13 protein-coding genes are annotated in these 13,625 nt (G+C 71.9%); 5 read left to right on the top strand and 8 right to left on the bottom strand.

Annotated features, from left to right (window positions below; translation table 11 throughout):
- Positions 1-8: 8 nt before the first annotated feature.
- From ACK4HH_RS07180 to ACK4HH_RS07150, 7 genes are all read right to left on the bottom strand, one after another.
- A complete protein-coding gene (locus tag ACK4HH_RS07180; protein WP_409650107.1) occupies positions 9-1,199 on the bottom strand; it encodes a hypothetical protein in 1,191 nt (396 codons plus the stop codon).
- Positions 1,196-2,377 carry a sensor histidine kinase gene (locus ACK4HH_RS07175; RefSeq protein WP_409650104.1) on the bottom strand — a complete coding sequence of 394 codons (1,182 nt, stop codon included), beginning with the start codon at positions 2,375-2,377 and terminating at the stop codon, positions 1,196-1,198. The genes ACK4HH_RS07180 and ACK4HH_RS07175 overlap by 4 nt, the downstream gene beginning before the upstream one ends.
- The gene (locus ACK4HH_RS07170; protein ID WP_409650101.1) at positions 2,374-3,588 is read right to left on the bottom strand and encodes a hypothetical protein; all 1,215 of its coding nucleotides are present in this window, start codon (positions 3,586-3,588) and stop codon (positions 2,374-2,376) included. The genes ACK4HH_RS07175 and ACK4HH_RS07170 overlap by 4 nt, the downstream gene beginning before the upstream one ends.
- Positions 3,585-4,808, bottom strand: a complete 1,224-nt coding sequence (locus tag ACK4HH_RS07165) for a hypothetical protein (RefSeq protein ID WP_409650098.1) — start codon at positions 4,806-4,808, stop codon at positions 3,585-3,587. The genes ACK4HH_RS07170 and ACK4HH_RS07165 overlap by 4 nt, the downstream gene beginning before the upstream one ends.
- Positions 4,809-4,821: 13 nt before the next feature.
- Positions 4,822-5,862: a 4-hydroxy-3-methylbut-2-enyl diphosphate reductase gene (locus tag ACK4HH_RS07160; RefSeq protein WP_409650152.1), complete on the bottom strand. Its 1,041-nt coding sequence runs from the start codon at positions 5,860-5,862 to the stop codon at positions 4,822-4,824.
- Positions 5,863-5,960: 98 nt separating this feature from the next.
- The gene (locus ACK4HH_RS07155) at positions 5,961-6,824 is read right to left on the bottom strand and encodes an ABC transporter permease (protein ID WP_409650095.1); all 864 of its coding nucleotides are present in this window, start codon (positions 6,822-6,824) and stop codon (positions 5,961-5,963) included.
- A complete protein-coding gene (locus ACK4HH_RS07150; RefSeq protein ID WP_409650092.1) occupies positions 6,821-7,750 on the bottom strand; it encodes an ATP-binding cassette domain-containing protein in 930 nt (309 codons plus the stop codon). Before ACK4HH_RS07150 ends, ACK4HH_RS07155 begins: the two co-directional genes overlap by 4 nt.
- A gap of 83 nt (positions 7,751-7,833) precedes the next feature.
- Here ACK4HH_RS07150 and xseA point away from each other — a divergent pair, with 83 nt between their 5' ends.
- From xseA to ACK4HH_RS07125, 5 genes are all read left to right on the top strand, one after another.
- The gene (gene xseA / locus ACK4HH_RS07145) at positions 7,834-9,099 is read left to right on the top strand and encodes an exodeoxyribonuclease VII large subunit (protein WP_409650088.1); all 1,266 of its coding nucleotides are present in this window, start codon (positions 7,834-7,836) and stop codon (positions 9,097-9,099) included.
- A gap of 1 nt (position 9,100) precedes the next feature.
- Entirely contained in the window at positions 9,101-9,328 is a 228-nt protein-coding gene (locus ACK4HH_RS07140; RefSeq protein ID WP_409650085.1) for an exodeoxyribonuclease VII small subunit, read from the top strand.
- Between the two features lie 5 nt (positions 9,329-9,333).
- On the top strand, positions 9,334-9,951 hold the full coding sequence (locus ACK4HH_RS07135; protein WP_409650082.1) for a DUF4245 domain-containing protein: 618 nt from the start codon (positions 9,334-9,336) through the stop codon (positions 9,949-9,951).
- 58 nt (positions 9,952-10,009) lie between these two features.
- The gene (locus ACK4HH_RS07130; RefSeq protein ID WP_409650079.1) at positions 10,010-10,651 is read left to right on the top strand and encodes a carbonic anhydrase; all 642 of its coding nucleotides are present in this window, start codon (positions 10,010-10,012) and stop codon (positions 10,649-10,651) included.
- Positions 10,652-10,737: 86 nt separating this feature from the next.
- Positions 10,738-12,135: a class II fumarate hydratase gene (locus ACK4HH_RS07125; protein ID WP_409650076.1), complete on the top strand. Its 1,398-nt coding sequence runs from the start codon at positions 10,738-10,740 to the stop codon at positions 12,133-12,135.
- Positions 12,136-12,294: 159 nt separating this feature from the next.
- Here the strand turns inward: ACK4HH_RS07125 and ACK4HH_RS07120 are convergent, their stop codons facing one another.
- Positions 12,295-13,611 carry a PhoH family protein gene (locus ACK4HH_RS07120; protein WP_409650148.1) on the bottom strand — a complete coding sequence of 439 codons (1,317 nt, stop codon included), beginning with the start codon at positions 13,609-13,611 and terminating at the stop codon, positions 12,295-12,297.
- Positions 13,612-13,625 lie beyond the last annotated feature (14 nt).

Below are 13,625 nucleotides of genomic sequence, written 5' to 3'. Positions count from 1 at the left end.
GTCGGTCGCTACCGCGCGACCGGCCCTCCCGGGGTTCCTGCTTCAGGGGTGCGCTGCACGCGTGCGCCCGCAGTCGGCGGCGCCGCCACCTCGAACTCAACGGCGGTCACGGGGCCGGTACGCCAGCGCAGGTTCTCGACGGCCGACTGCAGGGTGACGTAGTACGGGGCCAAGAAGGTCTCGCGCCGCCCCTCGGGCATGGTGCTCAGGATGCGCAGGGCCACGGCGATGGCACCGTGATCGGTGCGGCGCAGCGTCACGCGCGCCGAGCCCAGCGGCGACTCGATGTCGCCGAGAAGGGCATCGAGCAGGGCGCGCATCGCCGTGCGCTGCGCCAGGTCGAGTCGCTCGGCGAGCCGCCCGGGGTCGTCGACGACGACCGCGCGACCATCGGCGACCCGCTCGATCCAGGTGCGGTCGACCTCGGTGGTCAGTTCTGACCGCAAGCGCTCGGCGATCGCGGCTGCCCGGGCCGCATCGCCGGTCGTGATCGCACCGCGCTCGAGCAGGTCGGCGATGAAGGCGACCGCCGGGGCGATGCGTTCGGCGGTGGCCAGGTCGACGGCTGCCACGAGCTCGTCGGGGGGCGACGCGGCGCCCGGCACGTCGAGGGGTCGCTCGCTCCATCGCGTCAGCGCGACGGTGATCGTGCGGATCATGACGACGCCTCCGACGAGGCCCACGACGATGGGGAAGAGCGTGATGACAGCGGTCGCGAACGGCGGCCAGGTGGCGTCGTCGGGCGCGACGAGCAGCAGGGTGGTGACCGTGCCGACGGCGAGCAGCACGCCGCCGAAGGCCGCGAGCCGCAACGCCGAAGTGTAGGGCGCGAGCGCGAAGAGCAGCAGCGACACCGACAGCGGGGCCCACCATCGCTCGATCGCGAAGGTCTCGCCCAGGTAGCCCCAGGCCGAGAGCACGAGCGCCGACGACGCGAGCAGCACGGCGACGAGGGCACGGGCGACCGTCACCGCGCCGCGCCGCGGCCGAGTGATGACGTGCACCCACACCAGCGCGAGCGTTGCGAGCGCGACGGCGACGATCTGCACGATCGGGCGCGATCCGGCATCGCCGACGATGCCGAGCACGATGGCGGCGTGCGCGAGCGAGAGCGCGGCCGCCGCGAGCGGCAGGTTCGGGGTGGTGAACCAGCTGAGCGGGTCGGCATCCCAGGGGCTGCGCCGCCACGTCGTCGTCATGGCGAGCCCGTTCCCGGCAGGGGTGCGGTCATCATCACCGTGGTCCCTTCCGACCCTGACCAGACGCGCACCGAGCCGCCGACCTGCCCGATGCGCTCGTCGATCGACATGCGCAGACCCAAGCGGTCGTCAGCGACGTCGGATTCGGCGAAGCCGTTCCCGTCGTCGACGACGAGCACGGTCAGCGCGCCGCCCCTCACCCCCATGACGACTTCGGCCCGATCGGTGCCCGCGTGCCGCACGACGTTGTCGAGCGCGGCGCGGGCGGCGCCGAGCATGGCGTGGCGGGTCGCCGCGGGAACGTCGTCGGCGACCAGCTCGGCGCCGCTCACGTCGACGCGCAGCCCGCTCCACTGGTATTCAGCGGCGAGCTGCAGCAGGGCATCCCCGAAGGCACTGGTGGGTGCCGCCGCCGGTTCGGCCACGGTCGCCGCGGCGGCGACGTCGAGGTGCTCGCGCAGCACGGTGCGCGCTCGAGGCGACACCGCTCCCGGCGATCGCGCGATGAGCGCCAGATCGGCGAGCACGGTGTCGTGCACGATGCTCGCCGCGCGCTGCTCGAGCACGCGCCGGTGATCGCCGTCGAGCACGTCGTCGGCGGCGCTCGACAACGGCTCGAGCGCCCGTGCCGACTGCCGTTGCGCAAGGGCGAGGGTCGCGTAGGCGACGAACGAGACCGAGAACACGATGAGGGGGCCGATGCCCGATGGCCCGGGCGCGCCCGCGATCTCGAGACCCAGCAGCAGGGCGAATTGAGCCACCACGAAGGCTGCGACGCTCCACAGCAGGCCGCTCGTGGCCCGCCCCGACACAGCGCCCACGAGGCACACCGCCGTGGCGATGCGGTTGAGCAGGTACGGCCCGGCATCGGCGGCCGTGGGGTCGGCCCCGAGCAGCAGAACCGGAGCAGCGATCGCGAGCACGCCGCCGCCGCCGATGAAGACAGCGGCGGTGAGCGGGCCCGGGCGCCAGAGCAGCAGCACGGCGAGCATCCCGAACGCGACGTACGGCGAGGCGGCGAGCGGCACGCTCGCGGCCATGCCGCGCGAGACGAGCACTTCGATCACGACCGCACCCGCGAGGAACGACCCGGTGGCGGCGATCACCCGCTGCGCGGTCGCGAGTCCGCGCACGGTGATGCGGGCCGCAACGGCGCGGGGCAGGGCGACGGGCTTCATGAGGGCTCGCTGTCGACGTCGAACGACACCACGAGCGACTCGCCGCTGCGCCACTCGATGCGCCGCACGACCGACTTCACGGTGAGATAGTACGGCGCGAGCACCGCCGTGCGGCGCCCCTCGGGCAGCGCCAGGCCGATCGTCACCGCCACGGCCACGGCGTCGTCGTCGGCGGGCGCCAGGTCGAGGCGCGCCCCGAACACCCCGGCCTCGGGATCATCGAAGAGGCCGTCGACGAGGGCGATGATGGCGGCGCGCTGGTCGACCGTGATGGTGTCGGCCAGGCGGAACGGGTCGGTGACGTAGACCGGGCGGCCCATCACGTGCGCGGCGAGCCAGCTCTGGTCGCCGCGAGCGACGAGCGACCGGCGCATGTCGTTGGCCAGTCGCGCGGCCTGGCGCCGATCGCGATCGTGCAACGTGGCAGAACGCTCGACCCGTTCGAGAAAGGGCACGACGGCGGTCGTGAACCGGCCCCCGGTTATGCGATCGACGACCGCCACAGCCGGTTCGACGGCGTCGTCGGCGGGCGCTTCGTCGCCCGTGCCGCGCCGCCAGCCCTGCACGGCCGCAACGAGGGTGCGGTTGAGCACGATACCGCCGATGACCGCGAACATCGGCGTCGAGGTGATCACGACGATGTCGGCGACCGGCAGAGCGCTGCCCCGCTCGATGGCGACGAACGCCGCCGAGGTGGCGGTGGCAGCCACCACGAGCAGAGCGCTCGGCACGAAGACGCGGCCCGCCACGAACGGGCTCGTCGACATGATCACGAGCGAGGCGCACACCGGTGCCCACCAGAGCTCGAGCGCGAAGAACGGGTCGGCGGGCGAGGGCAGCAGGGCGTCGACCCCGGGCAGCAGCGCCTGCCGGTCGACGAGCGCGAGCGCCGACATCATGACCGCGATCGACGCCAGGCTCATGATGAGCACGGCCCGCCGCACGCGGAATCGACCACGGGCGGGCAGCGCTCCGCGGTGGATCGCGTACGCGGCCCCCGTCATGACGACGACCGCCACGATCTGGAACGCCGGCCGATAGCCGCCTTGCCCGCCCACGACGACGGCCGAGAGCCCGAACACGGCGACGACGAGCGTCACCCAGCTGCTCACGAGCGACGAGGTGAGCCAGCTGAGCGTGTCGATGTCGAGCGACGAGCGCCGCCACCAGCTCAGCGTGTCGGCCCAGCGCGGGGGCAGCGGCGCGCTCACGGCTCGACCCCGTCGCGGATCACGGGCACCGAGAGCATCACGGTGGTACCGGTGGCGTTCGACCAGACCCTGGCAGCCCCGCCCACGCGCTCGAGGCGACCATGGATCGACTCCCGCAGTCCCAGCCGGTCGGGCGGAACAGCGTCGACGTCGAAGCCGATGCCGGCGTCGACGACGAGAACCGTGATCGCCTGTCCCGTGCGCCCGACGGTGACCTCGGCACGGTCGGTCTGCGCGTGGCGCAGCACGTTCTCGAGGGCTGCCGCCAGGGCCGCGAGCACCGCTTCGGCCGCGGCGGCATCGATGATCCCCGTGGAACCAAGCGAGTCGGCACCCGTGAGGTCGACGCGCAGCCCGCGCCACCGCAGATCGTCGACGATCGCGAGCAGGCGCGCGCCGATCGAGCCTTCGACGGCAGCAGCGCTCACGACGCCGACCGAGGTCGCATCGGCCCGGGCGACCGCATCGAGATCGCGCCGGATGCCCTGCCGAACCCGGTCGTCGAGAGCCGAGTCCGGCCGCTCGAGCAAGGTGAGCGAGGCCAGCACCGTGTCGTGCACGAGCGCCGCGGCCGCCCGCTCGCGCTGCCGTGCGGCGTTCTGGCGGCGCGACACGAGCGCGGCATCCGGAAGCTCAGGAACCCGATCACGCCGTCGCCGCACGCCGATCGCGATGACGCCGTAGGCGATGCACATGATGATCGCGTCGACCAAGCGGTCGGGCGAGAGCTCGAGCGGTCGGCCGGCGATGGCGTGGCCGGCGGCGAGCGATACGGTGCCGGTCGCGAATCCGGCGGCGACCCAGATCACTCCGTCGTTCGCCTGCGGGCGCACGGCGCCGATGAAGATGAGGGCCCACGCGAGCGACTCGACCAGAAAGAGCCCGCGCGACTGTTCGTCGGTGTACGACTGCAGCATGGTCGCGACGAATCCCGTGCCCGCGACGAGGCCGACGGCGAGCACGAGCAGAGCGGTGGGCACGCTCGGGCGCACCGCGAGCACGATGGACGCCACGAACGCGGGCGCCCACCACATCACGAGCGCGAAGAGGGTGGCAGTGTCGCCCGACCGCACGGCCACCTCGCCCATGAGCGCGAGGGTGAGCGCGAGCGAGACGGGCCCGATGACGCGCTGGGCCGTGGCCAGTCCGCGGACGAGCGCTCGAGCGGTGACCTCGCGCGGCGGTGGCGCGGGCCGCACTGCAAGGGCCGTCGCACTCATCGCCGTCTCGTGATCAGCCGCTGATGCGCCCGCCGAGCGCGCGCTCGTCGACGTTGCCGTCTTTGTCGCGCCGCAGCTCTTTCGGCAGCGAGAACTGGATGTCTTCCTCAGAGGTCTTGACTTCTTCGACGGTGTCGAATCCCGCGTCGCGCAAGTCGGCGAGCACCTGCTCGACGAGCACCTCGGGCACGCTCGCACCGCTCGTCACGCCGACGGTGGCGACACCCTCGAACCACTCTTGCTTGATCTCGCTCGCGTAGTCGATGCGGTACGAGGCTTTCGCGCCGTACTCGAGCGCGACCTCGACGAGGCGCACACTGTTCGAGCTGTTGGCCGAGCCCACGACGATCACGAGATCGGTCTCGGGAGCCACCTTCTTGATCGCCACCTGGCGGTTCTGCGTGGCGTAGCAGATGTCGTCGCTCGGCGGATCTTGCAGGTGCGGGAAGCGCGCGCGCAGGCGCCGCACGGTCTCCATGGTCTCGTCGACGCTCAGTGTCGTCTGCGACAGCCAGATGAGGTCTTCGCCCTCGGGAACCTCGACCGTGTCGGCTTCCTCCGGCGTGCCGATGAGAATCGTGCGCTCGGGCGCGTGGCCCATCGTGCCCTCGACCTCTTCGTGGCCCTCGTGGCCGATGAGCAGGATGCGGTAGTCCTGCTTCGCGAACCGCACCGCTTCGCGGTGCACCTTCGTCACGAGGGGGCACGTGGCGTCGATCGCGAGCAGGTCGCGGTCGGCGGCACCCTGCACGACGGCGGGGCTCACGCCGTGGGCGGAGAAGACGATGTGCGAACCCGGCGGAACCTCTTCAACCTCGTCGACGAAGATCGCGCCCTGCTTCTCGAGCTCGCTCACGACGTGCACGTTGTGCACGATCTGCTTGCGCACGTAGACGGGCGCGCCGTACTGCTCGAGCGCCTTCTCGACGGCAATGACAGCGCGGTCGACCCCGGCGCAGTAGCCGCGCGGGGCGGCGAGCAGCACGCGCTTCGGACGGTCGACCTCGACCGGCCGTAGCCGCTCGCGCCGCTGCGGGATGACGGGTGCGGTCAGGGTCGAGCCCAGGGCGCCGTTCGAGATCGTGCTCACGCGCCCAGTCTACGAGGGGTCTCCCTGTCCGGGCTTCGCGACCGCCGAGAGCGGCGCTCGCGCTACTCGACGTCGCGGCGGCCCGTCGTCAGGGCGGCGGCCACGAGCAGCACCGCGGCGAGGCCGCCGAGCACGAGGCCTCCCTGCCACCAGGTGAGAGCATCCACCGCCGCGACCGGAACAGAGGGATCGAGCGCGTTCAGTGAGCTCAGGATGCCCGCCCCAACGAGGGCGTCGGTCGCCGACCCCGGGAGGAAGCGGCCGAGCTGGGCCGACCACTCCCACACGCTCGAGACGAGGCGCAGGATCGGCTCGACGAACTGGGTGAAGGCCAGCACGATGACGATCGCCGCGATCTGGCTCGTAAGCAGGGCGCCGAGGCCAAGGCCGAGCAGCGCCCACAGGGCGGTCGCGACGAGCGTGCGCAGCAGCACGCCGATGACCTCGGGTTCGCCGAGGGCGGTGTCTTCGCCGAGAGCCGCGAGCACCGGAGCGCCGAGGCCGACCGAGCCGATGAGACCGAGCACGCCGTACAGCGCACCCATGAGCGCCGCGACGATCGCCTTCGCGGTCAGCACGATGCCGCGGCGCGGCTGCGCGAGCGTCGTCGGGGTCAGCGTGCCGTGCCGGTACTCGGTCGTCACGATGAGCGCCCCGAACAGTAACGGAATCACCAGGCCGACAGCGGTGACGCTGCTGTAGACGAGGTTCGCGATGACGACGGGGTCGAGCTCGGGGGCGGGGGCTCCCCCGCCGGCCGCGCCAGCGAGCAGCGCGCCCGCGTCGCTGAGGAAGAACGCGATGCCCGCCGCCGTCATGCCGACGTAGGCGACCATGATGAGGCCGAGCAACCACCACGACGTGAGCGAGAAGACCTTGGCGAGCTCGGAGGCCGTCGCGCGGCCGAGGGCGGTGAGGGTGCTCATGCGGCACTCCCCTCGGCCGGTGCCGCAGTGCTCGCGGCTTCATCCGCCGTGAGCGCGAGGAACACCGACTCGAGCCCGTCGGTCTCGTCGCTGAGGTGCGTGAGCGCGAGGCCCGCGGCCAGAGCGACCTCGCCCGTGCGGGCGACATCGAGGCCGAGCACCGACAGGCCCGCGGGGCCGGGCTCGACGGTCGCGCCGGCGCGGCGCAGGGCATCCACCAGGGCGTCGCGGTCGGCGGCGTCGACGCGCACCCGCGCGGTTCCGGCCTCGAGGGCACCCAGCGGGCCGTTGAACACGATGCGCCCGTGACGGATGACCACGACATCGTCGACCGTCTGCTGCACTTCGCTCAGCACGTGGCTCGAGAGCAGCACGGTGCGGCCCTCATCGGCGAGGTGGCGCAGCAGGCCGCGCATCCAGCGGATGCCGTCGGGGTCGAGGCCGTTGATGGGTTCGTCGAGCACGAGCGCGTCGGGGTCGCCGAGCAGCGCCGCGGCGAGGCCGAGGCGTTGCCGCATGCCGAGCGAGTATCCGCCCGCACGACGGCGGCCGGCGTCGGCGAGGCCCACCTGCGTGAGCACCGCGTCGACGCGCGCCCGCTCGATGCCCGAGGCCAGCGCGAGGGTGAGCAGGTGGTCGCGGCCGCTGCGGCCGGGGTGAAAGACGTCGCTCGACAGCGAGCCGCCCACGCGGCGCAGGGGCTCGTCGAGGTCGCGGTAGCGCTGGCCGTCGATGAGCGCGCGGCCCGCCGTCGGGCGGTTGAGCCCGAGCAGGATGCGCAGCGTCGAGGTCTTTCCGGCGCCGTTTGGGCCGAGGAAGCCCGTGACCCGGCCGGGCTGCGCGGTGAAAGAGACATCGCGCAGGGCGGTGACCTCGCCGTAGACCTTCGTCAGCGACTCGATGGTGAGCGGGGTGGGAGTGCGCATGCGGCTCCTTGCAGAACGAGGCCGTGAGGTCGGCGCTCTCGACTACCCTGGCGAAGCACACCACGCTACGCAAGGAGGGCACTGTGAGCGACGCGCCGTCCTCCGCCGACGCGCCCTGGCCCGTCGGCCAGCTCTCCGCGAAGCTCAAGGACTACATCGATCGCCTCGGCCAGGTCTGGGTCGACGGCGAGATCGCCCAATGGGGCATCTCGGGCGGCAACGTCTACGGCAAGCTCAAAGACGTCAGCCAAGACGCCACGGTCTCGTTCGTCATCTGGTCGTCGGTGCGCGCGACGCTGCCCGAGGGGCTCGGCCAGGGCGACCGCGTCACCGCCCTCGTCAAGGCCAACTGGTGGGTCAAGGGCGGCACGCTCACGATGCAGGTGTCGCAGATGCGCCGCGTCGGCCTGGGCGACCTGCTCGAGCGCCTCGAGCGCCTGCGCGCCACCCTGGCCGCCGAAGGCCTCTTCTCCCCCGAGCGCAAGAAGCCCCTGCCCTTCCTGCCGCAGTGCATCGGACTCGTCACGGGCAAAGACAGCGACGCCGAGAAAGACGTCATCCGCAATGCGCAGCTGCGGTGGCCTTCGGTGCGGTTCCGTGTCGTGCACGCCGCGGTGCAGGGCGACAAGGCGGTCGCCGAGGTGACGGCGGGCATCCGGCAATTGGATGCGGACCCCGAGGTCGACGTCATCATCGTCGCCCGGGGCGGCGGCGATTTTCAGAACCTGCTGCCGTTCAGCGACGAGAGCCTGGTGCGCGCGGCCGCGGCCTGCGAGACCCCGCTCGTGAGCGCGATCGGGCATGAGAACGACCGGCCCCTGCTCGACGAGGTGGCCGACCTGCGCGCCTCGACCCCCACCGACGCCGCCAAGCGCGTCGTGCCCGACGTGAGCGACGAGCTCGCTCGCGTGCAGCAGGTGCGCTCGCGCATGCTGACGCGCGTCACGGGCGCGATCGCGACCGAGGTCGAGCGCATCGCCACCATCCGCTCGCGCCCCGCGCTCGCCTCGTCGGCCTGGATCGTCGACACGCGGGCCGACGAGCTCACGCGCGGCGTCGCCCGCGGCGTCGAGCTCACAAGCCGGCTGCTCGAGCGCGCGCGTGTCGACGTCGACGAGCGTCGCGCTCAACTGCGGGCGCTCTCGCCGCAGCGCACCCTCGACCGCGGTTACGCGATCGCGCAGACCGCGACGGGCGCCGTCATCCGCTCGGCCGCCGCCGTCGCGACGGGCGACGCGCTCGTGCTGACGCTCGCCGACGGCCGACTCGCCGCGCGCGCCGAAGCCCCCGTCGCGGGGCCCGACGGTGCGGCACCGGCTCCCACGACTCCCGAAGGAAGGCCCGCCTAGCATGAGTGATGTGACCGCTCCCGACCCCGCCGACATCGCCGGCCTCAGCTACGAGCAGGCGCGCGACGAGCTCGTGCGCGTCGTGAGCGAGCTCGAGCAGGGCGGCGCGACGCTCGAGCAGTCGATCGCCCTGTGGGAGCGCGGCGAAGCCCTCGCACGCCGCTGCGAGGAGTGGCTCATCGGCGCGAAAGAGCGGCTCGACGCGGCCCGCGCGGCCGCCGAAGGGTGACCTCGATGACCGACGCGAGCAGCACAGCCGATCGACCCGAGACCCCCGAAGAGAAGGCCGACCGCGTCGCCGAGGCACGCCGCAAGCGCCGCGCCAACCAGACCGCGCGCAATCTCATCGGCTCGCTCGTGGCCTCGCTCGGCATCGTGCTCTTTCTCGTGCTCGTCGTCGTGCGGCCCGACCCGGCTCCCCTCGCGATCGACTACGCCGCCGCGGCGGCCGAAGCCGAGGCGAGCCTCGGCACCTCGGTGATCGCGCCCGTCGTGCCCCCCACCTGGACTGCCAACCGCGCCGAGCTCGCCGGCAGCGGGGGCGTCGACGAGTGGACGGTGGGCTTCATCACGGCCGACCGCACCTTTCTGGGCCTGCTGCAGGGCTTCACCGATGAGCAGAGCTGGTTGCGGGATGCCCTGCGCGACCCCGGCGAGGGCGACACCGTGCGCATCGCGGGCGTCGACTGGCAGCGCTACGACCGTCGCGGGGTCGACGGAGTCGGCCTGCGCGAGATCGCCCTCGTGACGAGCACCCCCGACAGCACCGTCGTGCTCTACGGAACCGCGAGCGACGCCGACCTCGAGCTGCTCGCCACCGCGGTCGCGGCCGAGCTGCCGGCGACGCGCTGAGGCGGCGGGGCGACTACGCTCGAGAGTCGCACCGCCCGCCCCGAGTCCGCCCAGGAGCATGATGCCGATCGAACGCCGCACGCCCGAGCAGGTCTGGCGCGAGATGCAGCGGGGCAACGCGCGGTTCGTCGCGGGTGAGCCCCAGCATCCACGGCAAGACGTCGACCGGCGCACCGAGCTCGCCGGCTTTCAGGCCCCGCACGCGGCGCTCTTCGGATGCAGCGACTCGCGGCTCGCCGCCGAGATCATCTTCGACAAGGGTCTGGGCGACCTCTTCGTGGTGCGCAACGCCGGACAGGTGATCAGCGACAGCGTCATCGGCTCGCTCGAGTACGCCGTCGCCGTGCTCAAGGTGCCGCTGATCCTCGTGCTCGGGCACGACGAGTGCGGGGCCGTCGCCGCCGCGATCGACTCGGTCGACGCCGACTCGGCGCCGCTGCCCGTGCACATTCAGGGCCTCGTCGACCAGATCATGCCCGCGGTCGAGCGCGTGCGCCTCGCCGCCGGCTCGCCCGACGCCGCGGGCGTCGACGCCCTCGAGGTGGGCCGCGAGCACCTGCGCGACACCGTCGGCGCGCTGCTCGCCTCGAGCGAGCTCATCAGCGAAGAGGTCGCGGCCGGTACGCTGGCCATCGTGGGTGCGAACTACCGCCTTCGCGAAGGCCGGGTCGTGCCCGATGTCGTCGTCGGCCAGCTCTAGCGCTGCCCCACCGCAGCCCGAGCCGACCGCCTGCCACCGCGACCGCCCCTGCGAACCCCTCCCGTCATCAGAAGGAACACACCGCCGTGAGCACTGACACCGACTTCCGCATCGAGCACGACACCATGGGCGAAGTGCGCGTGCCGCGCAGCGCCCTCTACCGCGCGCAGACGCAGCGCGCCGTCGAGAACTTCCCCATCTCGGGCTCCGGCCTCGAGAGCGGCCAGATCGTCGCCCTCGCTCAGATCAAGCGCGCGGCCGCGATCGTCAACGCCGAGCTGGGCATTCTGGATGCTGCGCTCGCGCAGGCCATCGTCGGCGCCGCCGACCAGATCATCGGCGGGGCGCACCACGACCAGTTCCCCGTCGACACCTACCAGACCGGCTCGGGCACGTCGTCGAACATGAACATGAACGAGGTGCTCGCCACGCTCGCCTCGACGGATGCCCTGCCGGTGCACCCCAACGACCACGTCAACGCCTCGCAGTCGTCGAACGACGTCTTTCCGACCTCGGTGCACCTCGCCGTGACCGCGGCGCTGCTGCGCGACCTCATCCCCGCCCTCGAGCACCTCGCGGGCGCGCTCGAGGTCAAGGCCGAGCTCTGGAAGACCGCCGTGAAGGCCGGCCGCACGCACCTCATGGATGCCACTCCGGTCACGCTGGGCCAGGAGTTCGCCGGCTACGCCCGCCAGATCCGTCTCGGCATCGCGCGCGTGCAGGCGACCATCGAGCGCGTCGCCGAGGTGCCGCTCGGTGGCACCGCCACCGGCACGGGCATCAACACTCCGCTCGGCTTCTCGCAGAAGGTCATCGCCGAGCTCGCGAGCTCGACGGGCCTGCCGATCACCGAGGCGCTCGACCACTTCGAGGCGCAGGGCGCACGCGACGGGCTCGTCGAGGCCTCGGGCGCGCTGCGCGTGCTCGCCGTCTCTCTCACGAAGATCTGCAACGACATCCGCTGGATGGGCTCGGGCCCCAACACGGGTCTCGCCGAGCTGCACATCCCCGACCTGCAGCCGGGCTCGTCGATCATGCCCGGCAAGGTCAACCCCGTCGTGCCCGAGGCCGTGCTCATGGTGTGCGCACGCGTCATCGGCAACGACGCGACGATCGCCTGGGCGGGGGCCTCCGGCTCGTTCGAGCTCAACGTCGCCATCCCCGTCATGGGCACCTCGCTACTCGAGTCGATCCGCCTGCTGGCGAACTCGACGCGCGTGCTCGCCGACAAGACCGTCGAGGGCCTCGAGGCCAACCTCGAGCGGGCGCGCGCGCTCGCCGAGAGCTCGCCCTCGATCGTCACGCCGCTCAACCGCGTCATCGGCTACGAGGCCGCGGCGAAGATCGCCAAGCACTCGGTCGCGAAGGGGCTCACCATTCGCGAGGCCGTCATCGACCTCGGCTTCGTCGAGCGCGGCGAGGTGACGCTCGAGCAGCTCGACATCGCGCTCGACGTGCTGAGCATGACGTCGCCGGGCCTGTAGCGCGCGCGAACGCACGGCGAGCATCCCGAACCGGCGACGGGCCCCGAAGAAGCGGCTCGCGCCGGATTCGATTCCTCTGATCCGCACCACCGGTTCGAGAAGCACTCGTGCCCGGCGCGAGCTACCGCCCACGCTACCGCGCGGGCCCGTTCGACCGGGTCAGGCCAGCTCGTTGCCCTCGAGCAGCTCGGTGACGAGCGCCGCGATCGCGCTGCGCTCGCTGCGGGTGAGGGTGATGTGGCCGAACAGCCCGTGACCCTTGAGCGTCTCGATGACGCTCGCGACGCCGTCGTGCCGGCCGACCCGCAGGTTGTCGCGCTGGGCGATGTCGTGGGTCAGCACGACCTTCGAGTTCTGGCCGATGCGGCTGAGCACCGTGAGCAGCACGTTGCGCTCGAGCGACTGCGCCTCGTCGACGATCACGAAGGCGTCGTGCAGCGAGCGGCCGCGAATGTGCGTGAGCGGCAGCACCTCGAGCAGGCCGCGATCAATGACCTCGTCGAGCACGTTCTGCGAGACGACCGAGCCGAGCGTGTCGAACACGGCCTGGGCCCAGGGGTTCATCTTCTCGCCCGCGTCGCCCGGCAGGTAGCCGAGCTCTTGCCCGCCGACGGCGTAGAGCGGCCGGAAGACCATGATCTTGCGCTGCTGCTGCCGCTCGAGCACGGCCTCGAGGCCCGCGCACAGGGCGAGGGCCGATTTTCCGGTACCCGCGCGGCCGCCGAGCGAGACGATGCCCACCTGCGGGTCCATGAGCAGGTCGATGGCGAGACGCTGCTCGGCCGAGCGGCCGTGCAGGCCAAAGATGTCGCGGTCGCCGCGCACGAGCGCGATCTCGTCGTCGCCGACGACGCGGCCGAGGGCCGAGCCGCGGTCGCTGTGGATGACGAGCGAGGTGTTGACCGGCAGGTCACGCACGACGGGCGTGCGCAGCACCTCGCGGTCGTAGAGCTGCGCCATCTGCTCGCTCGAGAGCGTCACGTCGGCCATCCCTGTCCACCCGCTGTCGACGGCGAGCTCGGCCCGGTACTCCTCGGCGGCGAGTCCGATCGACGAGGCCTTGACGCGCAGCGGCAGGTCTTTCGAGACCACGACGACGTCGAGGCCGTCGTTCGAGAGGTTCATGGCAACGGCGAGGATGCGCGAGTCGTTGTCACCCAGCTGCAGGCCGCTCGGCAGCACCGACTGGTTCGAGTGGTTGAGCTCGACGCGCAGCGACCCTCCGGAGTCGCCGACGGCGATCGGAAAGTCGAGGCGCTCGTGCTGCACACGCAGCTCGTCGAGGTTGCGCAGCGCCTGGCGCGCGAAGTAACCGATCTCGGGATCGTTTCGCTTGGCCTCGAGCTCGGCGATCACGACGACCGGTAGCACCACCGCGTGCTCCGCGAAGCGGAAGAGGGCTTTCGGATCGCTCAGCAGCACCGACGTATCGAGAACGTACGTGCGCTGCGCCACCTCGCTCTCGTCGCGCGTGATCGACGGGTTCTGAC

This window comes from Microcella sp. (assembly GCF_046296455.1).
Taxonomy (GTDB): domain Bacteria; phylum Actinomycetota; class Actinomycetes; order Actinomycetales; family Microbacteriaceae; genus Microcella.
This window is presented reverse-complemented; position numbering and strand designations above follow the sequence as displayed.

What these genes read in the sequence shown, in the direction of transcription:
- ACK4HH_RS07180 (WP_409650107.1), bottom strand. Translation starts at nt 1,199, where the DNA reads ATGACGACGACGTGGCGGCGCAGCCCCTGGGATGCCGACCCGCTCAGC.
- ACK4HH_RS07175 (WP_409650104.1), bottom strand. Translation starts at nt 2,377, where the DNA reads ATGAAGCCCGTCGCCCTGCCCCGCGCCGTTGCGGCCCGCATCACCGTG.
- ACK4HH_RS07165 (WP_409650098.1), bottom strand. Translation starts at nt 4,808, where the DNA reads ATGAGTGCGACGGCCCTTGCAGTGCGGCCCGCGCCACCGCCGCGCGAG.
- ACK4HH_RS07155 (WP_409650095.1), bottom strand. Translation starts at nt 6,824, where the DNA reads ATGAGCACCCTCACCGCCCTCGGCCGCGCGACGGCCTCCGAGCTCGCC.
- ACK4HH_RS07150 (WP_409650092.1), bottom strand. Translation starts at nt 7,750, where the DNA reads ATGCGCACTCCCACCCCGCTCACCATCGAGTCGCTGACGAAGGTCTAC.
- ACK4HH_RS07140 (WP_409650085.1), top strand. Translation starts at nt 9,101, where the DNA reads ATGAGTGATGTGACCGCTCCCGACCCCGCCGACATCGCCGGCCTCAGC.
- ACK4HH_RS07135 (WP_409650082.1), top strand. Translation starts at nt 9,334, where the DNA reads ATGACCGACGCGAGCAGCACAGCCGATCGACCCGAGACCCCCGAAGAG.
- ACK4HH_RS07130 (WP_409650079.1), top strand. Translation starts at nt 10,010, where the DNA reads ATGATGCCGATCGAACGCCGCACGCCCGAGCAGGTCTGGCGCGAGATG.